22 protein-coding genes are annotated in these 24,925 nt (G+C 64.5%); 7 read left to right on the top strand and 15 right to left on the bottom strand.

Annotation, left to right across the window (positions count from 1 at the left end):
* Positions 1-47 precede the first annotated feature (47 nt).
* Together RMET_RS18310 and RMET_RS18315 are read left to right on the top strand one after the other, a co-directional pair.
* Positions 48-1,895 (top strand): alpha/beta fold hydrolase, encoded by a 1,848-nt coding sequence (locus RMET_RS18310; RefSeq protein ID WP_011518053.1) that lies wholly within the window; start codon positions 48-50, stop codon positions 1,893-1,895.
* A gap of 51 nt (positions 1,896-1,946) precedes the next feature.
* Complete coding sequence (locus RMET_RS18315; RefSeq protein WP_011518054.1) at positions 1,947-3,557, top strand: hypothetical protein; 1,611 nt, start codon at positions 1,947-1,949, stop codon at positions 3,555-3,557.
* Between the two features lie 20 nt (positions 3,558-3,577).
* On the opposite strand, the gene RMET_RS18320 is transcribed toward RMET_RS18315, so the two are convergent.
* Positions 3,578-4,423, bottom strand: coding sequence for an SDR family NAD(P)-dependent oxidoreductase (locus RMET_RS18320; protein ID WP_011518055.1), 846 nt, complete (start codon positions 4,421-4,423; stop codon positions 3,578-3,580).
* Between the two features lie 171 nt (positions 4,424-4,594).
* Between RMET_RS18320 and RMET_RS18325 the strand changes: the two genes are divergently transcribed.
* Positions 4,595-5,797 (top strand): glycosyltransferase family 87 protein, encoded by a 1,203-nt coding sequence (locus RMET_RS18325; RefSeq protein ID WP_029309703.1) that lies wholly within the window; start codon positions 4,595-4,597, stop codon positions 5,795-5,797.
* Positions 5,798-5,878: 81 nt separating this feature from the next.
* Here RMET_RS18325 and RMET_RS18330 read toward each other — a convergent pair whose 3' ends face one another.
* Genes RMET_RS18330 through RMET_RS18340 form a run of 3 tightly spaced genes read right to left on the bottom strand, consistent with a single transcriptional unit; the run spans position 5,879 to position 9,711 of the window.
* On the bottom strand, positions 5,879-8,125 hold the full coding sequence (locus RMET_RS18330; RefSeq protein WP_011518057.1) for a polysaccharide biosynthesis tyrosine autokinase: 2,247 nt from the start codon (positions 8,123-8,125) through the stop codon (positions 5,879-5,881).
* Entirely contained in the window at positions 8,125-8,619 is a 495-nt protein-coding gene (locus RMET_RS18335; RefSeq protein WP_011518058.1) for a low molecular weight protein-tyrosine-phosphatase, read from the bottom strand. The genes RMET_RS18330 and RMET_RS18335 overlap by 1 nt, the downstream gene beginning before the upstream one ends.
* Before the next feature lie 3 nt (positions 8,620-8,622).
* Complete coding sequence (locus RMET_RS18340) at positions 8,623-9,711, bottom strand: polysaccharide biosynthesis/export family protein (protein ID WP_008647828.1); 1,089 nt, start codon at positions 9,709-9,711, stop codon at positions 8,623-8,625.
* A 337-nt stretch (positions 9,712-10,048) separates the two neighbouring features.
* Here RMET_RS18340 and RMET_RS18345 point away from each other — a divergent pair, with 337 nt between their 5' ends.
* Positions 10,049-10,810 (top strand): ChbG/HpnK family deacetylase, encoded by a 762-nt coding sequence (locus tag RMET_RS18345; protein WP_011518059.1) that lies wholly within the window; start codon positions 10,049-10,051, stop codon positions 10,808-10,810.
* A 34-nt stretch (positions 10,811-10,844) separates the two neighbouring features.
* On the opposite strand, the gene RMET_RS18350 is transcribed toward RMET_RS18345, so the two are convergent.
* The 4 genes from RMET_RS18350 to RMET_RS18365 form a co-directional block, all read right to left on the bottom strand.
* Positions 10,845-12,077, bottom strand: a complete 1,233-nt coding sequence (locus tag RMET_RS18350) for a glycosyltransferase family 4 protein (protein WP_011518060.1) — start codon at positions 12,075-12,077, stop codon at positions 10,845-10,847.
* The gene (locus RMET_RS18355; RefSeq protein WP_231138538.1) at positions 12,074-13,126 is read right to left on the bottom strand and encodes a glycosyltransferase family 4 protein; all 1,053 of its coding nucleotides are present in this window, start codon (positions 13,124-13,126) and stop codon (positions 12,074-12,076) included. The genes RMET_RS18350 and RMET_RS18355 overlap by 4 nt, the downstream gene beginning before the upstream one ends.
* A 136-nt stretch (positions 13,127-13,262) precedes the next feature.
* Positions 13,263-13,883 carry a putative colanic acid biosynthesis acetyltransferase gene (locus RMET_RS18360; RefSeq protein WP_011518062.1) on the bottom strand — a complete coding sequence of 207 codons (621 nt, stop codon included), beginning with the start codon at positions 13,881-13,883 and terminating at the stop codon, positions 13,263-13,265.
* Positions 13,884-14,025: 142 nt separating this feature from the next.
* Complete coding sequence (locus RMET_RS18365) at positions 14,026-15,288, bottom strand: glycosyltransferase WbuB (protein ID WP_011518063.1); 1,263 nt, start codon at positions 15,286-15,288, stop codon at positions 14,026-14,028.
* Between the two features lie 322 nt (positions 15,289-15,610).
* Here RMET_RS18365 and RMET_RS18370 point away from each other — a divergent pair, with 322 nt between their 5' ends.
* On the top strand, positions 15,611-17,014 hold the full coding sequence (locus RMET_RS18370) for a polysaccharide biosynthesis protein (RefSeq protein WP_011518065.1): 1,404 nt from the start codon (positions 15,611-15,613) through the stop codon (positions 17,012-17,014).
* A gap of 132 nt (positions 17,015-17,146) precedes the next feature.
* Here RMET_RS18370 and RMET_RS18375 read toward each other — a convergent pair whose 3' ends face one another.
* The 6 genes from RMET_RS18375 to RMET_RS34380 form a co-directional block, all read right to left on the bottom strand.
* Positions 17,147-18,586 (bottom strand): hypothetical protein, encoded by a 1,440-nt coding sequence (locus RMET_RS18375; RefSeq protein ID WP_011518066.1) that lies wholly within the window; start codon positions 18,584-18,586, stop codon positions 17,147-17,149.
* Between the two features lie 38 nt (positions 18,587-18,624).
* Positions 18,625-19,626 (bottom strand): GDP-L-fucose synthase family protein, encoded by a 1,002-nt coding sequence (locus RMET_RS18380; protein WP_011518067.1) that lies wholly within the window; start codon positions 19,624-19,626, stop codon positions 18,625-18,627.
* Positions 19,610-20,815, bottom strand: coding sequence for a GDP-mannose 4,6-dehydratase (gmd, locus tag RMET_RS18385; protein ID WP_011518068.1), 1,206 nt, complete (start codon positions 20,813-20,815; stop codon positions 19,610-19,612). The genes RMET_RS18380 and gmd overlap by 17 nt, the downstream gene beginning before the upstream one ends.
* Positions 20,816-20,994: 179 nt before the next feature.
* Complete coding sequence (locus tag RMET_RS18390; RefSeq protein ID WP_011518069.1) at positions 20,995-21,924, bottom strand: helix-turn-helix transcriptional regulator; 930 nt, start codon at positions 21,922-21,924, stop codon at positions 20,995-20,997.
* Between the two features lie 808 nt (positions 21,925-22,732).
* A complete protein-coding gene (locus RMET_RS18395) occupies positions 22,733-23,041 on the bottom strand; it encodes a YXWGXW repeat-containing protein (RefSeq protein WP_011518071.1) in 309 nt (102 codons plus the stop codon).
* Positions 23,042-23,103: 62 nt separating this feature from the next.
* Complete coding sequence (locus tag RMET_RS34380; protein ID WP_008647799.1) at positions 23,104-23,235, bottom strand: hypothetical protein; 132 nt, start codon at positions 23,233-23,235, stop codon at positions 23,104-23,106.
* Positions 23,236-23,753: 518 nt separating this feature from the next.
* On the opposite strand from RMET_RS34380, the gene RMET_RS33635 reads away from it, so the two are divergent.
* Entirely contained in the window at positions 23,754-23,894 is a 141-nt protein-coding gene (locus RMET_RS33635; RefSeq protein WP_017510937.1) for a hypothetical protein, read from the top strand.
* A 97-nt stretch (positions 23,895-23,991) separates the two neighbouring features.
* Entirely contained in the window at positions 23,992-24,435 is a 444-nt protein-coding gene (gene cynS / locus RMET_RS18410; RefSeq protein WP_029308686.1) for a cyanase, read from the top strand.
* 78 nt (positions 24,436-24,513) lie between these two features.
* On the opposite strand, the gene RMET_RS34000 is transcribed toward cynS, so the two are convergent.
* Positions 24,514-24,678 carry a hypothetical protein gene (locus tag RMET_RS34000; protein WP_011518074.1) on the bottom strand — a complete coding sequence of 55 codons (165 nt, stop codon included), beginning with the start codon at positions 24,676-24,678 and terminating at the stop codon, positions 24,514-24,516.
* Between the last annotated feature and the right edge of the window lie 247 nt (positions 24,679-24,925).

The following is a 24,925-nucleotide window of genomic DNA, read 5'->3' on the forward strand; positions in this document are numbered from 1 at the left end:
GGAGGCGGGCTGGCGTGGGCACCCCGTCCATTGCAACGGGAGGACCCATGAGACGGGTCGTGTTCGAAGGCTGCGCGGGGTGGTTGCATGAGGCTGGGGGCGACACGGGTGTGGTGATGTGCGCGCCGCAGGGCCACGAGATGCTGTGGTCCCATCGCGCGTGGCGGCATCTGGCCGATGCGCTGGCGATGTCTGGTGTGCCGGTGCTGCGCTTCGACTACCGTGGCACAGGAGATTCCGCCGATCTGGAGCCCGGCGCGGACATGTTCGGCGGCGCGCTGGCGGATATCGCGGCGGCCGTCCTGGCGCTACGCCGCGAGACGCACGTCACCCGGGTGGTGCTGTGCGGGCTTCGCCTGGGGGCATCGCTCGCCGCGCTTGCCGCCGCGCGCGGGCGGGAAGTCAGCGGCGTGGTCATGCTGGCCCCCGTCGTCAACGGCCGCTTGTATCTGCGGGAGCTTCGCGCGTTGCATGCGGGCTGGCGCAACAGCATGATTCCCGAACTCGAGGTACCGCCCACGCCTGCCGGCGAGCAGGACGTGCTCAGCTTCCGCTTGTCCGCCGCGACCATCGCCGCCATCCAGGCGATGCGGCTCGATGACGTCGTGCCCGCCCGTCGCGTGTTGCTGCTCGATGCATGGCCGGATGCGGCATCGCCAGTTGCGGCGATGGCCCTGAAACTTGGCGAGGCTGGCGTTGACGTCGACATGGCGCCGTTCGCCGAGTATCCGGAGATGATGCGTTCGACCGAGTTCGCGGATGTGCCCGTGGAGGCCTGGAAGCACGTAGCCGACTGGGTGAAAGCAGGCACGGCCCGCCAGCCTGAAGTGTCGGCCAGCGCGGAGGCCGCACCTGACAGTGCCAACAGCGCCAACAGCGCTGGCGACGCGCTGGTGGGCGAGGGCATGGACGGTGTCGTGGAACACCCGGTGTGGCTGGACGAAGCACGGATGTTCGGCATCCTCTGCGTGCCCGCAGAGGCCAATGCCAACGCCAGACAGGCAAACACGGTCGTGATCTTTCCGAACACCGGCGGCAATCATCACATCGGAGACGGCCGCATGTTCGTGGACGTCTCGCGGCAACTGGCACGCGCAGGCACGGCGGCACTGCGGCTGGACGTATCGGCCCTGGGCGACAGCCCTGCCCCGGCGTGCAAGATGAGCGTGTCGGCGATCTATTCGATGAAGCCCCGCGCGGACCTTGCTGCCGCCGTGGATTGGGCACGCGCGCGCGGCTTTGGCGACGTCGTGGTTGCCGGCGTTTGCTCCGGCGCATTCATGGGCCTGTATGCCGCGCTGAGCAACCCGGGCGTCAGCGGGCTGCTGCTGGTGAACCTGGTGAAGTTTCGCTGGGACGAGGCCGATGATGCGGCGGTGGGCGACCACCTGCGTTCGATGCGTGTCTACCTGGCCGCGGCACGGCAATGGGAAACCTGGCAACGGCTGTTCCGTGGCGAGATCAACGCGCGCCGCCTCTTGTCGGCAACGTTGCGCAGGGTACGGCAGCGTGTGCACGACCGCGTGTCCGCTGTCGGCGGGCGGATGCGGCGTAACGACGTGCAGCAGACCATGCCCGAGTTCGCCGCTGCCGCCGTGCGGGAACTGGACCGGCGTGGCGTGCCGACGATGTTCCTGTATGGCGCCACGGACGTGGGTTTGCATGAACTGCGACTGGGCCTGGGCAAGCACCTGGAGGCTATCCAGGGATTGCGCAATGTCCAGTTCCGCACCTTGCCGCTGCTCGATCATTCACTGTTCCTCGACGCGAGCCGACAGGCCTTCGCCGAGCAACTGATCGAGCATCTCCGGTGGATGTCGATGGACAGCTCCGAGACGTCGGATACGCCCGAGGCAGCCATATCGTTCACGCCAGTGACCCAGCGCGCGGCGTAGACCGCGCGGGGCAGGCACCAACGCTTCCCAAACAGGAACGGGAACTCATCGATGCCCAATCTTCGACGCAGTTTTCTGGCAACGCTTGGCGCCCTGACCGGCGCGGGCGTGGCCACCGCCGCCGGTGCGCGCGATCTGGGTGCTCCAGCCAACCCGAAGTCAGACGCCGCGGAGAAGGTGGTGTCCGTTGCCGACTTTCCGGGGCTGGACGGCACCGGAAAGTCGCCTTCGGATGAGGCTTTCCGCGCAGCGCTGCAAGCCGTAGCCGGCCAGGTGCATGCGCCGGCATTCGGCGAGAACCCGAACAACATCGGCGGCGCGCGAATCGTCGTGCCTCGCGGCACCTATCTGCTGACCAGGCCCGGCGTGCTGTTCAATGCCAGGCAGTTTCCCAGCCGCACATGCGGCTTCACGATCGAGGGCGATGGCCCGCCGGGCACCGTTGTCATCCTCTACAAGCCGGGCCGCGACGGCTCGGGGGCGTTGTTCAACAACCAGGACAAGGCGCTGGGCGTGCGGCTGCGCAACCTGCAATTCCATGGCATGGACGCCAGGAGCGACCTGATCACGAGCGTGAGTTCCGGCGGCGCGCAGGACTATGCCTTCGACGATTGCATGTTCACCGGAACGTGGCGCTACGGCGTTGACCTGACCGGTGACAACTGCAATAGCGAGTGGAAGTTCTGGCGCTGCACCTGGGCCGGCACGTGGGATTCGTTCCTGCACGTGGGCGAGAAAAACACGTCAGACCAGTTCCTGAACTACTGGTTCGAGCATTGCCGGTACTGGTGCTCCAGCCCATGGATCGACATGCGCCGAGGCGGCCATATCAAGCTGACCGACTGCGATGTGAGCGGCTACGAGCCGTCGACACAGACGTACCTGTTCAATCTGCGCGGCAACAACCATGCAATGGGTGTCTGCTCGTTCAAGGCCCACGGTTTGCGAGTGGAGCAGAAGTCGCGCAACGCCGGCCTGATGCTGTGCGAATGGGAGCAGGGCAATATCGGCTTTCGGGAATGCGATTTCGGCTCGCAGGGGTTTCGCCCGTTTGCGGCCGATACCGTTTCCGCAGTGTTTTCACCGGGCAACACGGCGGGCGCGCAAGTCGTGTTCGACAATTGCCAGATCATGGGACGCCACCAGTATGTCTCGGGCAACACGCCGGCTGCGCAGGGGCGGGCGGTCTATCGCAACTGCGATTTCGTGAACTACACCTATCCCGACGAAGCATTGATGTTCTCGGAGGCCAACAACCTCGCTGGCAATCGCCGCGTGGTGACGCTGGAAGGCTGCCGTGGCAAGGGGGCGGCGAACGTGTATGCCGATGCCGAGATTGGCTGGCACGTGGCCGCATCGGCCGCCGTCAGGACCAAGGTCATGGCACTCAGGGTGGCGCGTGGCCAGCGTGGGTCCATGCCGACGGCGATCCTGCCGCTCAATGCGGTCGTCACGCGCGTCGTCTTCGATACCGCGGGCGACAGGGGGAGCTACGCCATCGTGAGCGGCGATGCCACCAAACTGTCCGTATTCAAGGCAAGCGGGCCGGCCGAGGAACGGCTGCCTTTCCGCTGCAACACGCGGCAGCGCTGCACGCTGACCCTCACGCCCGGGTCGGACCCGGGCACAGAGGTTGTGGCACTGATCGAATACATCGGCTAGGCGGCGATCAGCCGCCGCGTTCAAAGCTTGGCGCGACGGGCGAGCAGGTTCCAGTAGCGTACCGGGAACAGTCTTTCGAGCCACGACATCACGACCGCGTCCGAGCCGACCAGCACGCGGGCGCTACGCTTCTCGATACCGCGCACGATGATGTCGGCCGCCTTCGGCGGCGGCATCCGCAGCATCTTCTGCGAGTTCGCGAGGCGCTCCTGCATTTGCGCTTGCGGAATGTCCGCGGACACGCGCGCATTCCGGGCGATTGATGTGGCAATGCCGCCGGGGTGGACGACGGTGACGCCAACGCGGCTGTCGGCCAGTTCATGGCGCAGTGCATTGGAGAACCCGCGCACGGCGAACTTGCTGGCCGAGTAGGCACTCTGCCCCGGCGGCGAGATCAGGCCGAACAGGCTGGAGATGTTGACGATGCGGGCGTCGTCGCTGCGATGCAGCAATGGGAGGAAGGCCCGCGTCATGCGCACCACGCCATGGAAGTTGATCGCCATGACCCAATCGAAGTCAGTCTCGCTGACCTGTTCAAAGCTGCCGGCCAGCGCCACACCGGCATTGTTGACGAGGAGATCGATGCGATCGTGGTGGGCCAGCACCGTTTGCGGAAAGGCCGCCACCGCGTCGCGGTCGGCCACGTCAAGGGTGTGGAGACTGACTTTCACGCTGTTCAGTTCCGGCAGCGCGGCGGTCTCGGCGAGCCCTTCCTGATTGCGGTCCGCAAGCGCCAGATGACAGCCGCGCTGCGCCAGCGCCTGTGCCACGGCGCGGCCGATCCCGCTGCCGGCGCCGGTGACGACGGCGACCTTGCCCTGGAGTTGCATCTTCGCGCCGCGGTTGTCCTGATTGGATTGCGTCATCGACTTGTCTCCCCTATATGATTTGTGCCCAGATTATGGAGCAGGGCGCGCTGGTCACCAGCCCATTTCGACCGACGTCAGGGAAAACACGCCCCCGCATCGGGGAGTGCCTGCACGATATTTGAGGATTGAAGAGGTAGACTCCGCGAAAGATCATTCAGGAGGGAGCCCATGTCGTCGATGCATGAGAAGCGCCCGGGCGTGCGCCGCCTGACGGTCTACGCCGGGGTGGCACTCACGATCCAGATTCTGGTCCTGGGGATATGGATCATCCGGTTCTACATTCTCGGGGACCAATCGGCCCCCATGCTCGGCATCGACTTCGCGATCTTCTGGTCCGCCGCAAAGGTTGCCGTGGAACATGGGGCGGCCTCGGTATTCTCGCCGGAGTGGATGCTGCCCATGGAACGCGCCTTGGGGCTCAGCGACTATTCGGCATGGCCGTATCCGCCCACGTTCCTGCTGGTGGTCTTGCCGTTGGGGCAACTGCCCTTTGGTGCGGCGCTGATCCTGTATTCAGTGCTCGGCCTGCTCGTCTATGGCGCCGTGCTGCTGCGCATCTGTCGCGGTATCGACCGTGGGTATCTGTCGCTGCTGCTGGCGTTCCCGGGGGCTGCCATTGCCATCGGGCTTGGTCAAAACTCCCTGTTCACGCTCGCTGCTGCCGGCGCGGCGCTGGCACTGCTCGAAGTCGAGGCGGCGCTTGCGGGGGTATGCATCGCCGTGCTGGCGATCAAGCCGCAATTCGGCATCCTGTTTCCGCTGGCGCTCATCTGCGGCAGGCATTGGAAGGTGTTTGGCGTCTCGGCGCTTTGCACTGCCGTTTTCGTTGGCGCCAGCGTCGTGCTGCTCGGGCAGGACGCATGGCGCGCGTTTGCAGCGTTCCTGCCGCAATTCGGCACGCTGGCGGTGGAGCAAGGCGGCAACATGATGTGGCCGGGGATGCCAACCGCTTTCGCGCTGGGCCGTAGCATCGGCCTCTCTGTCAACGGCGCCTACCTGTTGCACGGCCTCGTCGCAGCACCGGCGGTTCTTGCGATGGCGTTCCTCTGGGCGCAGCGCGCCAGATTCGAGCTACGGGCGGCCTCGTTCATCCTTGCCACGTTGCTGCTGCAACCCTACGTCATGTTCTACGACCTGGCCTGGCTTATCTTGCCGATGGCCTTTCTTCTGCGCGATGGCAACAGGTTGCCGCTGTCGCCCCTGGAATGGATCGTCTTCGCCTTGGCCTGGGTGGCGCCGGCTCAGGCGCTGCTATCCGCGTATCTGCACCAGTATCTCAACGTGCTTCCCATCGTCATGATCGCCTTGCTCGTCATGCTGGTCCGGCGGCATCTGGCGATGACAGCGGTCGCGCCCGCTTATCAGCCATGACGATGCGCCAGCAGGCGCGTAGCGATGAGCGAAAAGACAAGGCCGCTTCCGAAGAAGCGGCCTTGTCTTTCCTGGCGTGGTTCACGCCTGCTTGGCGTGATCGTGGCCGTAGCGGTTCAGGTAGCGGTACTTGCCGAAGTGGTAATGCGAGCGGTACCAGCGTCCTTCGATCTTGAGCCCATTGAACAGCACGCCCTTGATCTCGCCACCTGTCTGCTCGACCAGGCGGCGTGCGGCGGTAAGTTCGGCGGTCGTGGTCTTGTCAGCGCGAGCCACCATGAACACCGCGCCGGCCTTCGGCGCCAGGATACCGGCATCGGATGCCGCCAGAACCGGAGGCGTGTCGATCAGCACGAGGTCATAGCGTGAACGCAGCTCTGCGAGCAGAGTGTCCATGCCGGGGCTCTGCAGCAGGTCTGCCGCAAGCGGCGGCTCCGCGCCGGTAGCGATGAAGTCCACACCGGGCGCCACGTCGTGCTGGATGACCTGGTCGAGCCGCGTGCCGGTCAGAGCCTCGGTCAGGCCGGGTTTGCGCGACACATTGAAGCGCTCGTTGAGCAGACCACGGCGCAGGTCGCTGTCGACCAGAATCACCTTGCGCCCGGCGGCGGCCGCGACCACAGCGAAGTTGACGCTGACAAACGACTTGCCGGCCTCGGGCGACGGGCCCGTGAAGACCACGACGTTGTTGCGCTGCGCGGAGAGCAGCGCGAACTGCAATGCCGTGCGGAACGCACGCAGGCTTTCGATGGCCGGATCGTCCGGCTGGTCGAGTGCCAGCACATCGCCGCCGCTCTCCTTGTTGCGTGCCAGGCGGGCCTGGTTCGGACTCATGGGAATCGTGGCGTAGACGGTCATGCCGCATTGCGTCTCGATCTCTTCGGCGTCGGTGATGCCGCCATCGAAGACGCGGCGCACCCCGACCGCGAGCAGTCCCATGACGACAGCCATCGCCACCGATACGCCCGTGACCAGCATCCGGTTTGGACGTACCGGCTTGATCGGCACGTCGGCGGCGTCGATCAGGCGTGCCGTGCCGACCTTGCTGGCCTTCAGCAGCCGCAGTTGCTGCACGTCATTGAGCAAGGACTGGTAAAGCTCCGTGTTGACCTTCACATCGCGCATCAGGCGCACCACGTCCTGTTCCACGTCCGGCAGCTTCTGGATCTTGCCGGAGACGCCGTTGAGCTGCGCGGTCAGGCCTGCGATCTGGCTATCCAGGATTTCGATCGTGGGGTGATTCGCGGTGAAGCGCACGATCAGTTCCTGGCGCTTCTGACGCAGTTCCTGCAGCTTGCCCTGGATCTGCACCGACTGCGCCAGGATCAGCTTCGATTCCTCGCTGAGGTCGATCGTGCCGCGCTGGTTGCGCATCGCGTTGTAGCGCGCCTCGGAGGTTTCCATCTGCTGCTTGAGCTGCGGCAGCTGGCTTTCGAGGAAGTTCACCGACTTCTCGGCTTCCGCGGCCTTGCGGCGCAGGTTCTGGTCCACGTACTCGCTGGCGATCTCATTCAGGATGGCGGCGGCGGTGACGGCCGATGTGTCCTCCAGCGCCACGCCGATCACGCCGCTCTGCTTGCCGCGCTCGCCGATCATCAACTGGTCCTGCAGGTTGGCGATGGCGGTGGCGCGTGGCACGCGGCGCACGCGGAACTGAGTGCCGGCGCGTGCGTCCATCTGACTGATGTCGATCGAGACGGTGCCGCTGTCGGTGGCCACCGTCAGCGGCTGGCCGACCGTGCCTTCGGCGGATTTCTCGCTGCTGGCGAACTCGAGCCGGTACTTGCCGTCGCCCAGCGCGGTCACGACCATGCGGCGGTCTTCCATCTGTTCGGGCACGTCGAGCCGGTCGACTACGATCGATTCGCTGCCCCAGGCGAACCCGCCAAAGCCGAACAGCCCCGGCTTCGACAGCTCCTTGTTGTAGCTGGCGATCGATGCGCCGATAAGCGGGAAATAGCGTGGCTTGGCGTCGATGTCGAGACGCAGCGTTTCCACTGCCTTGCCCACCACCGCGCGTGAGCGCAGCAGTTCCATCTCAGCCGTGGCTGCCGGTTTCACGTCGAGCCCCGGCGAAATGCTGGCGATCAGCTTGCTCGCGTTATTGGTCGGGTTGGATTCCTCCACCTGGACCATGATGTCGGCGCGGTAGATCGGGCGGGCCATCAGCGCGTACAACAGGCCGACGCCGAGGATCGTCCCCGCGACGACGAGGAAGGTCCAGCGATAGCGAATCAGCACATCGACATAGGACGTCATGTCGACGGCGTTGTCGCTTTCCTCCCATGGCTCTGGCGAGGGCTCTCGGAAATGCCTTACGTTACTCATCATGCCCCTCCGTGGCGGTGTGCCGGTTCTGCCGCATGAATTCTTGCCGACCAGGATTCAACCCCCATCTTGATCAGCCCAAGCGCGATGACGAACATGCTCATCGATCCGCTGAACGGATCTGGCACGTCGGTTTGTTCCTGTTCGCACAGGCGATAGGTCTTGCCGCGCGCCTGGGGGTACATGTCCTCCAGCGCGTCGCGTTGCTCTTCATCCATGACCAGCACGAGGTCCGCGCCGGCGACGAGCGCGGCGCTCACGGCGCGCGCGCGGTGGTCGGTCAGATCGCTGCCCTCCACCGCCAGCAGGCGCACCGCGCGCGGATCGGCCGCGGCGCCTACCGGGGGTGCCAGGCCCGCCGACAGCACGCGGCACTGCGGCAGCGCGCGGCCAAGCAGTGCCGCCGCCATCGGGCTGCGGCACCGGTTGCCGATACACACCACGAGGATCGACCGGATGAATGCGGCTTCCTTTCCCTCTCTCATGACTTCCATGTCTTATGGCTTGACAATGGTGGCCGTGCCGACGACCGGCTGGATCAGCAGCGTCATCACACGGCTCCAGCGCACGAGGTCACGCGCATCCACGTAGACCACGTCCTTGGGTTCGAGCTCGAAGCTCTCGGCGATGGCCAGTGCCACCGGCGAGGTGCCGTCGAGGTGGTACACCTTCGGCTTGCCGTCGGTGGCCCGGCGAATCACGAAGATCTGTTCGGCGTTGGCCGACGACGGATTCACGCCACCGGCATCGCCCAGCGCTTCGTTCAGCGTCATGCGGCCGTTACGCATCAGCAGCGACGAGGGCTTAACCACCTCGCCTGTCACGAAGATCTTGCTGTCTTCGCGTTGCTCCACGCGAACGATGTCGCCCGATTGCAGCAGAATCCGCGCGGGGTCTGTGCCCTTGGCCAGCAGTGCCGGAATGTTGACGTACCAGCTGCGTTCACCACGTGTGACACGGACGCGGCTGTTGTCGCCGGTCAGGTTAAGCACGCCGCCGGCGCGGTTCAGCGCCTCGACCAGTGTCATTGGCGCATCGTCGATGGCCAGCATCCCCGGGGTCTTGACCTCCCCATCCACGTAGACGCGCTGGCTGCGGAAGCCGAGCACGCGCACGGTCATCTGCGGGTCACGCACCACGCGCGACAGGATGCGCGCCATCTCGTCGCGCACTTCGTTGGCGGTCTTGCCCGCCACGCGCATCACCCCGGCGTACGGAAACTGGATATCGCCCGCGGGGCTGACCACGTAGCCAGGCATGTTGGAGCCGCCGCTCGACGTCGGGATCTCGAAGGCCGCGCCGATGCTGTACGTCTGCGTCGGGAACACGAGTTCGGGGTGGTCCCAGACCACGACCGAGATGATGTCGCCAGGGCCGATACGATAAGGCGTTGGTGTGCCGTACAGGTCCTCCACGCCGGCATTGGTCGGCTTGGAGTGCGCCTGCTGTTCGTGCACGAGGTCGAGCGTGATGGGTGTGACATCAGGCATCGCGTTCGGGCTCACCGCATTGACCGGCGCACTGGAGCTGAACTGCATCCCCGGAGACACCGCGCACGCGCTCAGCAGCAGCGCCGCGCAGGCCATGGCAAGCGTGGCTCCCAGCGCATGAAACGATCCGGCATCCTGCCTGCAGGTGGCGTGGTCAGGGCATCTCTTCACGGCATCCTCTCCGCAGTCGTTGAAACGAGCGCGGACATCGCAGTCCCGCGCATTTACGTGCATCGTAGGAGCCTGCAATGTGCGCTATCGGTGCGTTTCACCACATTGACGTCCGAAGGACTGCCCCAATGGCCCTTGTCGCGCCGATGTGTTGCGCGGCGCACGGAAGGCCCCTTGACGTGCCGCGTATCGTTCGCACCACTGGCCGCGCATCCGGCCCGTCGGCGCATTCTTGCCGCACCAAAAACAAGGAGGGGGAAGCATGAAGGGCGTGATCATCAACGCCGACGATTTCGGCTATGACGACGATACGTTTCAGGCCACCGTTGCCTGCTTCGACGCTGGGCTGCTGACCAGCGCGACGATCCTGGCGGGCAGCCCGGCGACAGCACACGCGTGCCAGTACGCGCGAGACAATCACAGCCGGTTCTCGTTCGGGCTGCACTTCAATATCGTGGAAGGGCGGCGCCCGCATGGCGCGTCCTCCACGCTGTGCCGCAAGGACGGCTCGCTGTTCCCGCCGAAGATCCAGCGCGCCCGCGCGATGGCGGGCCTGATCGATGCCGCCGATATCCGGCGCGAGTTCCGGCTCCAGCTTGACGAGCTGCGCGATCACGGCGTGAACGTGTCGCACGTCGATGGGCATGGCCATCTGCACAAGTACCCCGCCGTCATGCGGGTGCTGCGCGACGAAATGCTGCGCGCCGGCATCGAGCGTGTCCGGCCGCCGCAGAACTGCTACTTCCTGAAGAACCACATGCGCGGCGCGATGAACGTGATGCTGCTGCGCCACTTCAACGGCCTGCGCAGCCCGGACTTCTACGTGGGCGCGGATACGCGTCAGCAGGGATGGGCGCTGCGGTTGCCGGCGATGCTGCCGGAAGGCGTGACCGAGATGTCGGTGCACCCGGGATTCGCCGAGCCATGGCGCCGGGAGGAGGGCGAGCCGCTGATGCATCCGACGCCCCTTGCCACCGCGTTCAGGCAGGCCGGGGTCGTGTTGATGCGCTATCACGACATCTGACCGGTAATCTGACTCGCCCTTGCCGCTGCCCCGGTCAGTCGGGGCAGTGGCTGATATCCGCCACCGCGCGCGCCAGAACGGCCTCGGCGCGTCCGCGCTGAGCCTGGAAGTCGGCGAGCAGCGCCGCACGTTTCGATTCGGCCTGCGATTCGGCCTGCGAGTGCGCGAGCATCATGTTCCGCAGGTAAGCGATGGCGGCTTCGGCAAAGTCCGCGTCGGCCGGCACCAGCACGCCATTGCGCTCGTCGATCATGGACCCGATACAGCCACGGTCATGCGCAACGACGGGCACACCATGGCTGTGCGCTTCAAGCACGATCAGCGGGGCTGCTTCGTTGTGATAGGTCGTCGGGAACATCAGCACGTCGATATCCTGGAAGAACGCCTCCTTCTCCGTGCCATGAATCGGACCGAGGTAGCGCGTGCAGGGCGTGCGGGCCAGTTCCGTGTCGAACCTCGCGCGGATATGGCGTGCCACTGGCCCTGCGATCCGGGCGCAAACCGGGATGCCGATCTCCTGCGCCAGTCGCACTACCTCCAGGAATGTGAAGATGCCCTTGGCGGCGGTGATGTTCGACAGGAAGCCGACGTTGATCGCTTCCGAATGCCGGCGAGCCGGTGCCTCTGTCGATGTCGTTGCAGGCAGGTCGATGAGGCTCAGGTTGGACAGTACCTGGACACGGTCCGGGGTCAGCCGGTAGAGGCGGGCCAGCTCCGCGCGCATCCGGTCGCACAGCGTCAGATGCCTGCCGCGCGGCGCGCAACGCAGGATCAGGCGCGTGTACCACGTGGGCCGGTTGATGTACGCGAAGCTGTGATGATGGAAGTAGATGTCCATGCCAGACCAGTGCGCCAGTGCCACGAAAGGCGCGTCGAGCAGTTGGCCAAGGCCGCCCGAGAGCCCCATGTACAGCGTATGCGGCCGGTTGCCGGGCTTGCGGTTCGTCACGAGCCGGACCATGCGCCAGAGTTGCCGTGCGCGATTGCCTAGCGCCTGTAAACCGCCAAGCCGGCCGCCGAACCGGCCGGACGCCCGTGGCGCGACGTCCAGCACCACGACTGGCGCGTGCTGGCGAATCTGGTCCACCATGCGTTGGTTCGACGCGGAGAAGCCGTGATGTGGCGGCGGAAGCGGCCCGAGGAACAGCACTGGCCGCGCAACTGTTGATGGTGCGCCAGCCTGCGCGAGAGACTGCGCCGGCGATGGCGGGATGTCATCGTCGACTGGCTGCCGGGCGATGGGACCGAGGGTGTTGGGTATCGTCATGTTCGGGCCCTCTTCAGTATCTTCTGGCAGCCTTTGATGATGGATCGGCCGGCGCGGGCAGGCGTGTACTTTCGCACCACATCAACGCAGTTCCGCATGGTGGCCTGGACGTCGGCGAAGCTGCTGGTCGCCTTCAACAGCACGCGCGCCAGATCGTCGACGTCGCGCGTGACGAACGTATGGCCCGTGCGGCCTTCCTTGATCAGTTCGGGGATGCAACCGCAGCAATCGCTGACCACTGCCGGGCAGCCATAGTTGAGCGCTTCGTTCACGACCAGGCCCCAGGCTTCCGTGTGGCTCGGCAGTACCAGGCACGTCGCGCGCGAGTACTGCTGCGCCAGTTGATCGATATCCATGGCGCCCAGGAACTGCGCGGCATCGCCAAGGCCCAGTGAACGGGCCAGTTCCGGCAACTGGTCGGCCGCGACGACCGGTCCCGCCAGTACCAGCGTGGCGGCCGGCAATTGCCTGCGCACTTCCACGAACGCCCGGAGCAGATCCTCGATGCCCTTGGCGCGGCATACCAGGCCCGCGAACAGGAAACGTGGCGCCTCCGCTGGCGGTGCGTTGGCGATACGTATTCGGTTGGCTTCGGCAGCGTTGTACGAGTGCGGCAGCGCGGCGGCCTGACAATGGCAGATGACTTTCGTGGGGTCGGCACCCATCGCGATCGCATACTCGGCGGAGCGTCGGCCGTAGACGAACACGCCATCGCACCGGCTGAAGAAGAACCGCTTCAGCCGCCGCTTCATCGGATGGTCGGCCTGGTCCTGGATGGTGGAATCGCAGAACACGGCACGACGCTTGCCACTCAACATGCACGCTACCAGCATTGCCCAGAACTCCACGCGATGGTAGCCAGGCATCAGGATCAGACGGTTCTTCGAACGCCAGACCTCGCGCATGAGCCGCAGCGACATCTTCCACGTCGGAATCGCCTCGTACGGTTCATCGAAAAGAATCTCGTACGGGTACCGGTGATAACTGGTGTCGACGCCGCTGTAGGCCGTGCGCCCGTATCCCGTGGACGAGATATGGAAGAAGCGCACCTTATGCCCGGCTTTGTGTGCGTGAGAGAAAGCTTCGCTGAATACGGCTCCCTTGTACCTAGGCCATAGGATGTTGTGATAGATGTCGATCATTGGCAGCCATGAGTTCCCTGTTTGGTTTCCGCGTTCCCGTTATCTAGTTGACTTGAGCGGAATCTAGTTCTGATGGCGCGGCCGCCTGCGAATGCGGACGCGTCTGGTTCTGCGAGGCGGTGTCCAGGCGCGGCCGCAACGGCCGGCAAGGACTGCCCACGCAGAGCATGCCGGCAGGCATGTCGGTGAATACCGCGCTGCGGGCGCCGATTACGGCCCCTTTGCCGATGCTGACGCCCGGCGCGATAAAGGTGTGACTGGCCACCCACGCCTCGTCCGCGATGCGGATAGGGCGTCCCCGGATGGCGAAGTCGCTGCTGCGGTAGTCATGGTCGCCGCCGCACAGGTAGCTGAACTGGGATACCACCGCGTGATTGCCGATCTCGATCTCGGCCAGGCTGTACAGCTCGGCGCCGTCACCGATCCACGCGTAGTCGCCGATGCTGACCTTCCACGGATAGGTGATGCGGACGCTGGGCCGGATGACGACGTGATGGCCCACGCGGGCGCCAAAGCGGCGCAACAGCCAGCAGCGGAATCCGTTGGCGAAATGCGGAGAGTGATGAAAGAACAGGCTCTGGACACACCACCACAGTTGCACGACAACGGCGGAGCGGCCACGGAAGCCGGGTGGCATGCGGAAAGTCGACAGGTCCTGAAACATACAGCAGGCTCCTAATGCCGGGCTGGAACCAGCCCGAGCCTTGTTCCCGGTCAGGCCGGTGACGATGGTTTCATCATGGCCCCGCGCTGGCGTACGTACCGTACGCCAGACCACAAAGCGGTCACATGACGTGTGCCCGGCCTTATTTCCCGGCGAGGTCGGCGGCGGCCTGATCGGCCACGCCACGTGGGGCACGCAATCGCAGCAACGTTCGCTCGAATTCCGCCAGCACGGCGTCCCGGTCGAGATGGGCGGCTGCCCACGCCTTTCCGGCCGACCCGAGTGCCTGACGGCGCGGCGGATCGTCGGCCAGCGCCGCGATGGCATCGGCCATTGCCACGCTGTTGCCGGGTTCGACCAGCGAGCCGAACTGAATGACCAGCTTGCCCAGCTCGGTGTCCGGTGCAGCAGTGGCCACCACGGGTTTGCCGCTGGCGAGCATGTTCGTGAGCTTGGACGGCAGCACGAGGTCGGCGGCGTCGGCCCGCTGGGGCATCAGGTGGATGTCGGCGCAATCGAGCAGCGCCGGGAAGTCTTCGGCCGATTGCAGCGGGAGGAAATGCACGCGTGCCAGGCCTTCGCATTGCGTGCGCAATGCCGGCACTCCGGCGCCCGCGCCGCAGATGATGAAATGAAGGTCATCGCGCGAGCACAGGTGCCGCGCCGCGTCGGCCAGGATCTCGATGCCCTGCTTGGTGCCGATGGTGCCGGAATACAGCGCCACGACGGCGTTCGCCGGTATTCCAAGGCGTGCGCGGAAATCCGCGTCGCCTCGGCGCGCCAGTGCCGCCAGATCTACCCAGTTGGGCAGCATGGACACGCGCGTGGCGTCCACGCCTTTCTGGCGTGCCAGTGCCACCATCGTGTGCGAGATCGATGACACATGGTCATAGCGCCGCATGATGAAGCGCTCGAACGTACTCGCCATGCGTTGCGGCAGGCCGCCCTTGAGCAGCCCCAGCTTGAAGGCGGCATCGACCTCGTAGTCCTGGATATGCAGCCATGCCTTCGCGCCGGTGAGCCGGGCGAACAACAGCGTCGCGGGGCTGCAGAACAATGGCGGCTCGACGGTGAACACCACGTCGGGGCGCCATGCCACTTGGCGTGCCAGCCATCCAAGACTGGTGACGGCGAACGACGCGAGATGCAGCAGTCGCTTCACGCCGGACGGACGCTCGGGCACCCACAGCGGCGCGCGCATGACGTCGACGGCGTGGCGCATCTCGCGCCGGTAGCGCAGGCCCCGGTATGCCCGGTCGATCTTCCAGGCAGGGTAATAGGGCGGCGCCGTGATCACGCGCACCTGGTGCCCGCGCGCGGCAAGCCATTCGGCCTGCTCTCCGGTGTACTTGCCGATACCAGTCAGTTCCGGCGCGTAGTTGAGGCAATAAAGCAGGATTTTCATCGGTCTACTTCAGTACTGCCACCCCGGGCTGGTCAGGGTGGAGGTATCCATTCGGGATCCACCGTTGGTCAGTGCGACAAGGCGGCTCATTCACGTGCGAAGTGTAGGGAGAGTCGCCGGAAGGGAACGTTCGCCTCCGCACGCACGCGCCAGCGCCTGGCACGGTTGTGCGCGAGCGAACAGAAGCCGATGGGTCAGGGGACTAGGCTCCAATGCCGGGCGGTCCTGCATCGTGCGTGTCCGCGCGTCCCCATTTTCCAAGCCGATGCCATGAGCGGCATCGGCGAACATCAATCTGAAGCCTGGCCATCTGGAGGTATGTGTGACGACCATCAAGGGGGAGTTGCTGGAGGGTGAAACCGAAACCGGGATGGCGGCGGCCGCGCAAGGCGGGCAGTACGGCGCGGCCGCGGAGCGGGCCAGCGAGGCCAAGCGGGCGTTGCGCCTGGCCGTGGCAAGCTCGATGGTGTCGAAGGTTTGCAGCATCGGCTTGCAGGCCGTCAGCATTCCGCTCTTCGCCCGGGTGCTGGACACCGACGATTTCAGCGCGATGATGGTCTACTTCGGCGTGACGGCATGGCTGTCGCTGGTGGCGATCGGTATCTGGCCGACCGTCACTTCCATCGCTGCCGACGATCGGCGGCGCGGGCAACTGGCAGGTGTTCTGACGGTGTCGTGGGTGGGGCTGTCGGCGATCTTCGCGTCGCTGATCGTGCTGGTGCTGGTCCTGCGGCCAGTACTCGAACAAAGCGGCATCAACCTGTTCTCCGCCAGACACTACAGTCTCTTCACCGCGGCGCTGGTCTGCTATGCGATGCTGACCGTTCTGTCCGTGGGCGAGGCGGTGAACCAGGGGCAGCATCGTCAGCATGTGAACAACCTGATCACCGCGGCGGGCAGCATTCTGAATGTCGTGTTCATCCTGCTGGTGACCTATTTCCGCCCGCCCGGCGAGGAACATGTCGATGTGACGTTGCTGTTCGTGGCCAGCCAGGCCGGTTTCATCCTGATCCGCGTGGTGAACATGATCGGCGTGGTGGTACGCGCCGGATGGCCTCATGCGTTTCCTGGCAAGGCGTTCGCGCGCGAACTGGCACGCAATTCCTGGTCGCTCCTGCAGGCGCAACTGGCTGTGGTTTTCCTGCAGCAGGGCGCGGTGCTGCTGTGCTACGAAACCGACATGCCGCGCGATGCCGCGCTGCTCGCCTTGCTCTTTCGCGCCAACCTGCTGCTGCATAGCTTTGTCTACATGATCAACCAGCCGCTCTGGCCGATCATTCACCGCAACATGCTGGCGGGCGACTGGCAGTGGGTGATCAGGATCTATCGCAAGCTGGCCACGTGCTATGTGGCCTATGGGCTGCTGGCCATCATTGGCGCGGCATTCGTTGGTGGCGCGGCGGTGTCGCTGTGGACGGCCGGTGAATACCCGATCTCCAACAAGCTGGCAACGCTGTGCGCGGTCTACTTTGCCCTGCTGGTAACCTCGGCGGCGAGCACTCCGGTACTGATGGGCGCGAAGGCGTTCGTCAGCCTGGGGAACATCGGAATGGCCGAGTTTCTGGCTGCAGGCGTGCTCTGCACCATCCTGTACTTCGCCGATGCGGTCAGCTTCCCGCATGTGGTGGAGGCGCTGATCGCGGCCAATGCCATGACCGCTCTCTGGATGATGCCGACGCAGGCCATCGTGCGACTGAGCCGGGGCTCGCTGGATGCGCAGCACTGAGACGTTGGCTGACGCTCCGGCAGTGCCGGAGCGTGGCATGGGCAATGCGAGGGGAGGGACCCGCCTGGGTTCGCTTCGATTTCGCCGACGTAGATGCTGGCGGGTCCTGCAAACGCAATCGAAGCGAATCGACTAGATGGCCGGACGGACCGGCGTGGGGCCTAGCGGGCGAACATTGCGGGAGCGCCGGGTATGGAGCCTGCGCTTGCCGGAAACGAACCAGCCGATGGTGAGGAACGCCATCAAGGCGCCGCTGCCGTAGGCCATGGCAATCATCAGTGCGCCGCGCAGCGCGAAGATCAGGAAGATCGAGAAATAGATACCGGCGGGCAGCGCCATGATGCCGCCGCTACGGCAGAGCTTGTCCAGCAGCCGCACGATAAACGCCAGGGCAATTGCGTAGGCGATCACGCCAAATGCGAAGAAATCGATGTAGGCCTCCGCGATCAGCGGCGCCGACAGGTTGTCGAAATCGAGCTTGTAGTACGCCATCAGGAACTGGCCGATCTCGATGCCTGTGGCGAGCGGTTTGGTTTCCCAAAGCGTGTGTGGCACGAAGAAAAGCAGGCTGCCCGCCAGCTGGTGGCCATAGCTCAGGCCGTCGCGGTTCACCATCTCGATGACCGTGGCGATGTTGGCCCAGGCGTCGTAGTGCAGATCAAGGAAGTGCGAGAAATACAGCCACGGATCGAGGATCTCCGAAGGCTGCCATGCCGACAGGTCGGTGTGCGTGAAGATCGACAGCAACGGAAAGAAGACGCCGGTCAGAAGCACGAGCGTCGACACCAGGCGGCGAGGCGTGCGGGAGAACCACGGCATCAGCATCAGCAACAGGCTCAGGTAGATCGGCCCGATGGCGTTGCGCTTCTCGATCAGCGGATTCTGCGTGATCAGCACACAGGCCAGCACGAACAGCGTGACCAGCAGCCAGAACGGCTGGCGCAGCAGCTTGCGCCCCTTCACGTTGACCAGCATCAGCAGCATCGGCACCGGCATGAAGCAGAGGTACTTCTGCACCAGAAGGTACTGCGGCGTGGCTTCAATCACTTCAGACTGCGCGCGCAGGTCGATGGTCTGCCAGGACAGCATTGCGGCGACTGCCGCCACGCCCAGCAGCACGAACGTGCGCGGCGCGTTCAGGCGCAGCGTGTGCACGAACGTGGGCGGACGTGGCCGACGTGTGCGCGACCGATGCTGGTCGCGCCGCTGCATGTAGTACCGCGTGGCAACGTAGGTCATCACGAACAGCGTGCAGAGCAGGTTGGTGCTCACCGCCAGGCTTTCCTCGAGCGTGGCCGTGTTGACCATATGCCATTCGTAATAGGCGCGCTGCACGGAGGGGGCTACGACGAGAAACAGCGTCTCGAAGAGCAGCACGCTAGAGTTCGCCAGCGATGGGACGCGTTCCCGCACGTGCAGCAACCAGTGGATGATGACCATCGCGGTCAGCATCAGGGTCGACAGCAGCAGCATCGGCGAGTCCATATGCGATATCGCATGGCAGTAGCCGACGATCAGCAACAGCGTCGCCGCCAGCAGGGTGTCCCATACGAAGTTGCGCTGCAGACGCATGTTGGTCTCCCGGGAGTCGCTTGGCTTCGTTCGAACCGCTAGGTTGGCGTGGCCAGCGCTTCCGGCTCGACGCTGAGCCGTCCGCTCGAAAGCGCCTCCTGGTAGGTCGATCGCAGGCCGGATTCCAGCGACACCTGCGGCTGCCAGCCGGTTGCGTTGATAAGGCCGCAGTCGAGCATCTTGCGTGGCGTGCCGTCTGGGCGCGTCGGGTCGAACGCGATGTTGCCGCGATAGCCGACCACGCGCGCGATCAGCAGCGCCAGCTGTCGAATCGAGACTTCTTCGCCGCTCCCGACGTTCAGGAATCCGGCGCCCTGCGTATGCGCCCGGTACGATGCCTGGGGCAGGTCCATCACATGCAGGCAGGCGTGGGCGAGGTCGTCGGCGTGAAGGAATTCGCGCATCGGCGCACCGGAGCCCCACACGGCGACCTCCGGCGCATCCGCCAGCCTGGCCTCGTGGATGCGTCGGATCAATGCCGGGATGACGTGGCTGTTCTCGGGATGGTAGTTGTCGCCCGGACCATAGAGGTTCGTGGGCATCACGCTCCGGTAGTCGACGCCGTATTGGCGGTTGTAGCTGTCGCACATCATCATGCCGGCGATCTTGGCGATCGCGTATGGCGCGTTGGTGGGCTCGAGCGCGCCGGTCAGCAACGCCGATTCCTGGATGGGCTGCGACGCGAACTTCGGATAGATGCAACTCGAACCCAGGAACAGCAACTGCTCGACACCGCCGCGCCAGGCTTCGTGAATCACGTTGGCCGCGATCGTCAGGTTCTGCTGGATGAACTCGGCGGGATAGACGTTATTGGCATGGATGCCGCCCACGCGCGCGGCCGCCAGGTAGACCTGGGAGATCCGTTCGGTGGCGAAGAAATGGCGCACGTCCCGCTGTTCGGTCAGATCCAGTTCGCGGTGGGTGCGCAGGACCAGTTCCACGTCGCCACGCGCGGCCAGCGCGCGCACGATCGCGGAACCGACCATGCCGCGATGGCCGGCCACGAACACTCTCGGGCGTGCGTCACTCATGGTAGTCATAGGTTCTGAAGCCGGCCATCTTGACCAGCGCGTCACGCCGCGCGGCCACGAAGTCCGCTTCGATCATTTCGTGCACTAGTTCGTCGAACGTGATGCGTGGGGACCAGCCCAGTTGCTCACGTGCCTGCGTCGGGTCGCCCAGCAGCGTCTCGACTTCGGTCGGGCGGAAGTAGCGCGGGTCCACGCGCACGATCACGTCGCCGACCTTGCAGCGGGAGGACAACTCGCGGCGTGAGGTGTCGATATGAGAAATGATGCCGACCTCGTCGACGCCGCTGCCCTCGAAGGTGACCGTTAGCCCGAGCTTCTGCGCGGAGAGCGTGACGAACTCGCGCACGCTGTGTTGCTCGCCCGTGGCGATGACGAAATCACGCGGCGTTTCCTGCTGCAGCATCAGCCACTGCATCTCGACGTAGTCGCGCGCATGGCCCCAGTCGCGCAGCGCGGACAGGTTGCCAAGATAGAGCACTTCCTGCAGGCCCAGCGCGATGCGCGCGATGGCGCGTGTGATCTTGCGGGTGACGAACGTCTCGCCGCGCACGGGGCTTTCGTGATTGAACAGGATGCCGTTGCACGCGTACATGCCATAGGCTTCACGGTAGTTCACGGTGATCCAGTAGGCGTAGAGCTTGGCCACGGCATACGGGCTGCGCGGATAGAACGGCGTGGTTTCCTTCTGCGGAATCTCCTGCACCAGTCCATACAGTTCGGACGTGGATGCCTGGTAGAAACGCGTGCTTTGCTCCATGCCGAGAATCCGCATCGCCTCGAGCAGGCGCAGCGTGCCGACGGCGTCGGTGTTGGCGGTGTACTCGGGCTCCTCGAAGGACACCTGCACGTGGCTCTGCGCCGCGAGGTTGTAGACCTCGTCGGGGCGGGACTGTTGCACGACGCGCACGAGGCTCGCCGTATCGGTCATGTCGCCGTGATGGAGGATCAACCTGCGGTCCGGTGCTTGCGGGTCCTCGTACAGATGATCGATACGCTCGGTATTGAACAGCGAACTGCGCCGCTTGATGCCGTGGACTTCGTATCCCTTGTCGAGCAGGTATTCGCACAGGTACGAACCGTCCTGGCCGGTGATGCCGGTGATCAGTGCCCGGCGCCGGCCATTGGCGCCGCGTGGCGTCGATGCATCGCCGGGCTTGTCGGCCGCGTCGAAGAGGTTATCCAGTTCGTTTACGCCCATGACAGTCACATTTTGGTTAGCAATACGCGGACTGTAGGGGGGGTGTCCTGAAGCCACTGTCTGCTACCCCACACAGTGGCAGCGCCCGGGCGTGACGTGCCCAATGTGCCGTGCCCAATGAAAAAGGGCGCCTTCCGAGGAAGGCGCCCGCATGGCAGGGGTCCGGGAGATCCGGAGAGTCAGGCAGGCAAGCTGCTGTCGTACTGTGCGTCGGGGCCGCGGGCGATCACGCGCCGCACACCGCCGTCGCGAGCCGAGTGTTCGTCGCCATGGACCCACTCAAGTGTTGCGCCGCGCTGCAATGCCGCATACACGGCTTCTCCCTTGTTACGAACCTTGAGGCGCTGATAAAGCGTGCAGGCGTGGCTCTTCACGGTGGCCACCGAGATATTGAGCATCCGGCTGACGGTTTTGATCGGATACCCGCGTGCCAGCAGCACCAGCACTTCGTACTGGCGCGGCGTGATCTGCAGCATCTCTGCTTCGTCGTAGCCAGGCTCCTCCTCGACCATCGGCGACAACGGGGCAGCCGACGAACTGATCGGCTGGCCCGGGCGCAGACTCGTGAGGTCGCGCACGGCAACGGTGGTGCGCAGGACGCTGGCGCAAGCGCCGGGCGAAAGCGGCTCCTGCATGGCCGGTGGCAACGGCAATGGCGCAGCCGATGCCAGCGATTGCGTGGCATGCATGGCCGAGCGCGATGCCGATGGCGTCGCGCAGACCTCGCTTGCGAGCATCAGGCCCTGCACGCTAGAGATGGTCAGCCGGATGGCGGCCTCGATCACGGGCAGCGATGTGGACTTCGGCAGGCATCCGCAGATGCCGCGCGCGGCCTCCGCGTTCGGCACGTGCAGCGGCAAGGCGTCGGCCAGCACCAGGATGCGTTGAGGCGCCAGACGCTCGCGCGCCTGTTCGAGTTGCGCCCATCCATAGGCCTGGTCGCCGGGCATGCCAAAGACCAGCAGTTCGGCATTCCGATGAGGTACTTCAGTTCGGGCAACGTCAGCTGGCGACAATGCAAGTACGTGGCCGAATTCCTGAATGGTCTCGAGCATCTGCAGCAGCCCGAGCCGGAGCAATGGATGCTCCTCGATAAGCAAGGCGTTCATTCTTCTTCACTCCCCGTTCATGGGTGAGCTGCGGGATGCTTTGCTTGCGGGAATCATTGCTGCGTCAGGACAGACAGCCGCCCCAATGGCGGTGCCGCGAAACTGCGCCAACCCCGTGCTTCCGTGTCAGTCTTTGTCCATTTGTCAGGATGGACTTGTCCGCGCGACCGGAAGTATGACCCGAACCCAAACCCGAAAGAAAATCTCGCTCCAAAATCGAACTTAAATTCATCTTATGGGCTGGTTGATCTGATTGCAAGCGGCTGGATTAGAGGCGGTGTCGGGATGGAATGAAGTCCGCCTCATAATCCGTCTCCAGATTCATTCATTTGGTGGCGCGCCTGCCCGCTAAGCCTTGCTGGACGTGCTGTCACAAGGGTTTCACGCTTGATACAGTGATTCCCGAGAATGTTTCATCGATGCAACCGATTTGAATGAAAGTGGTCTGACAATTATCAATTATTCACCCGGTTGGGGGGTGTGGCATTAACGAATATCGTGCTGGCTGACACACTGATGAAACCCATGAAAAAGGGCATTTATGCCATATATCCGGACATCGGGTTGACGCGGAATGGGAGTCGCACTAGTTCAAATGGATGAGGGATGTACCCCACTTCAGTAGGAGATAAAAGATTGCCTGTCGGCCGTCCGTCTCCCGGGTTCCAACCACCCTCGGCGAGCCTGATCGGCTGGCAAATCTGGCGTTGGTCGGGGTCACATGCCCATGCCCCGACCAACGCCAGGCTACCGTTTACCGATCGCGCCCACCTGGCGGAGCCATTCGTCCGTGCGACTTATCGGCCCCTTATCGGCCCCAGTAGCCCGGGCGCTTGTACCACCCGTGCGGACCACGCTCCCAGCGCTCCGGCACGTAGCGGTAGCCGGGCCGTGCCGATTGCCAGTAGCCGCCGCGCCAGGCGTAGTTGTCTCGAGCGTGGTCATAGTGGCCTGGTACCCAGACATGGCCGGGCCGTGGCGCGGGGCGAACCTCGTGGCGCGGGGGCGGCGGTGGGCTTCGATAGTAGTTGTCGTGCGCCTGGGCGCCCGGCGAAATCAGTCCGAAGACGCTGCCGGTGGCAAGCACGGCGGCGGCGAGCAGTAGCTGGCGTTTCATGATGTCTCCTTGGCTAGCGTTGAGTCGGAAACCGGTGTCGGTTGCATCCGGGCCCAGCGGGCTCAGTAGCGGCCGCCATAGCGGTCATAGTGGTCGTAGTGGTAATGCGGTCCGCGCGGCGGCACCACGATGCACGCGGAAAGCAGGGCACTGGTGGTGACGAGCAGCAAGGCCAGGGTGAGTGCGCGTTTCATTCGGGGCTCCATATCCGGTTCGCGTTGAACACGGCTTCACTCTAGCGACGGTCTCTTCTCTTGCGCGGTTGCACTTGTAAGACGGTCTCTCACGCCGCAACGCGCCGACCGCTTGTTTTCTGACCTGACAGATAACCCGCCACCCCTTGACTGGCAAGGGTTTGGAGGAATGTGACGCGAACGCTCGGACATGCACGCGCGATGGCGCGCCAAATAATGTGGCGTTACATCGGAAATGAGTCGTGCAAAGATTTTCCGATGCGAGGGGCTCGGTTGCGGTATCGGAGGACCCCTGTCATCGCAGGAGACGTTCCCCACGTTGGACGCAGAAACGGGTACGCTTTCGCTGGTTGAGCCGGAATCGGCGGGTGCCCGGACATGGTGCGCAATGCGTGTCCGTGGCGGCGGCCAGTGCCCGGATTGCCCCACGATGCGTCAAATGCAGGGCGCGGATGCCGCTGGCCCGGTGGCATGAAGTTTGCGCCAATGAGTTCGCCGTAATCCCGAGGGAGGACGTCATGCCGGTCATGCTCATCGTGCTGGTCTTGCAGGCGCTTGAAGGTCTGAGCCCGCTTACCGTGCCGCAATTCGCCCGTGCCCACGGCGGCGTCGATGGCGCGGATGCCGTGGCGGTCATCGATCGCACCCAGGTGCCATAGCCATAGGCATAGCCATAGGCGAGCAAGGGCAGGGGCGAGCACAGGCGCGCCGGTGTTCACGTCCTCTCCGCATTCATCCATGACGAACGGAGAGACCATGAATCGTAGTGACGTGACCGACCTGATTATCGAAGCCAAGGTGCTGCGTGGCATTCGATGGGCCGATGTAGCCGAACGTGTCGGCAAGAGCAAGGAATGGACGACCGCGGCCTGCCTGGGCCAGATGGCCTTCGATGAAGCCGGTGCGCGCGCCGTGATGGAGATCTTCGGGCTTCCCGCCGAGGCCGAACCGTGGCTGCGTGCCGTGCCCTACAAGGGCTCGCTACCCACGCAGGTGCCCACGGACCCGCTGATCTATCGCTTCTACGAACTGATCAGCGTCTACGGCACGACCTTCAAGGCATTGATTCACGAGGAATTCGGCGACGGGATCATGAGTGCCATCGACTTCCGCATGGACCTGCAGCGCGAACCCGATCCCAACGGCGATCGCGTTCGCATCGAGATGTCCGGCAAGTTCCTGCCGTACAAGACCTACTGACGGCGGAGGAAGGGGCTACAGGCGCCAGATGGGCGTTCGCGGCGGCCGGTTGCATCCGGCCCGCCGCCATTCCCATACTCAGCCGAAGAACTCCTGGTAGTAGCGCGTGCACGTGCCGGTTTGCCGGAACGTGTACGGCAGCTCGGCCATGGCGGCCGCGTCGAGCGAGCCGAAGGGGATGTCGAGGTCGGCCTCCGGTTGCTTGGCCTCGTCGTTGGTGCGGGAGATCTGTTGCGGATTCACGGTAACGCTCACTCATTCAGGGCGGGCCGCCTGGGCACCGCGTGTCAAGGAACCGGACGGGATTGCCGTCACGCAGTGCATCCTACCCAAGCCTGGCGGAGGAATCAGCGGCATCCGCCCGAAAAGACTGTTCCAGTTCCACCATCAATCGCGGATATGCACCGCACATCAAGCGCTTTCATCACAACAACGGCCCTGCATATGTTGTGGGTTTGTCGTGTCGCAAAGACAGCGTGAACAAAGCGCC

Source organism: Cupriavidus metallidurans CH34 (assembly GCF_000196015.1).
Lineage (GTDB): Bacteria > Pseudomonadota > Gammaproteobacteria > Burkholderiales > Burkholderiaceae > Cupriavidus > Cupriavidus metallidurans.

Bases quoted from the DNA above. Each gene is read 5' to 3' on its own strand.
- RMET_RS18310 (WP_011518053.1), top strand. From the start codon at position 48: ATGAGACGGGTCGTGTTCGAAGGCTGCGCGGGGTGGTTGCATGAGGCT.
- RMET_RS18315 (WP_011518054.1), top strand. From the start codon at position 1,947: ATGCCCAATCTTCGACGCAGTTTTCTGGCAACGCTTGGCGCCCTGACC.
- RMET_RS18320 (WP_011518055.1), bottom strand. From the start codon at position 4,423: ATGACGCAATCCAATCAGGACAACCGCGGCGCGAAGATGCAACTCCAG.
- RMET_RS18325 (WP_029309703.1), top strand. From the start codon at position 4,595: ATGTCGTCGATGCATGAGAAGCGCCCGGGCGTGCGCCGCCTGACGGTC.
- RMET_RS18330 (WP_011518057.1), bottom strand. From the start codon at position 8,125: ATGAGTAACGTAAGGCATTTCCGAGAGCCCTCGCCAGAGCCATGGGAG.
- RMET_RS18335 (WP_011518058.1), bottom strand. From the start codon at position 8,619: ATGGAAGTCATGAGAGAGGGAAAGGAAGCCGCATTCATCCGGTCGATC.
- RMET_RS18340 (WP_008647828.1), bottom strand. From the start codon at position 9,711: ATGGCCTGCGCGGCGCTGCTGCTGAGCGCGTGCGCGGTGTCTCCGGGG.
- RMET_RS18345 (WP_011518059.1), top strand. From the start codon at position 10,049: ATGAAGGGCGTGATCATCAACGCCGACGATTTCGGCTATGACGACGAT.
- RMET_RS18350 (WP_011518060.1), bottom strand. From the start codon at position 12,077: ATGACGATACCCAACACCCTCGGTCCCATCGCCCGGCAGCCAGTCGAC.
- RMET_RS18360 (WP_011518062.1), bottom strand. From the start codon at position 13,883: ATGTTTCAGGACCTGTCGACTTTCCGCATGCCACCCGGCTTCCGTGGC.
- RMET_RS18365 (WP_011518063.1), bottom strand. From the start codon at position 15,288: ATGAAAATCCTGCTTTATTGCCTCAACTACGCGCCGGAACTGACTGGT.
- RMET_RS18375 (WP_011518066.1), bottom strand. From the start codon at position 18,586: ATGCGTCTGCAGCGCAACTTCGTATGGGACACCCTGCTGGCGGCGACG.
- RMET_RS18380 (WP_011518067.1), bottom strand. From the start codon at position 19,626: ATGACTACCATGAGTGACGCACGCCCGAGAGTGTTCGTGGCCGGCCAT.
- gmd (WP_011518068.1), bottom strand. From the start codon at position 20,815: ATGGGCGTAAACGAACTGGATAACCTCTTCGACGCGGCCGACAAGCCC.
- RMET_RS18390 (WP_011518069.1), bottom strand. From the start codon at position 21,924: ATGAACGCCTTGCTTATCGAGGAGCATCCATTGCTCCGGCTCGGGCTG.
- RMET_RS18395 (WP_011518071.1), bottom strand. From the start codon at position 23,041: ATGAAACGCCAGCTACTGCTCGCCGCCGCCGTGCTTGCCACCGGCAGC.
- RMET_RS34380 (WP_008647799.1), bottom strand. From the start codon at position 23,235: ATGAAACGCGCACTCACCCTGGCCTTGCTGCTCGTCACCACCAGTGCC.
- RMET_RS33635 (WP_017510937.1), top strand. From the start codon at position 23,754: ATGCCGGTCATGCTCATCGTGCTGGTCTTGCAGGCGCTTGAAGGTCTG.
- cynS (WP_029308686.1), top strand. From the start codon at position 23,992: ATGAATCGTAGTGACGTGACCGACCTGATTATCGAAGCCAAGGTGCTG.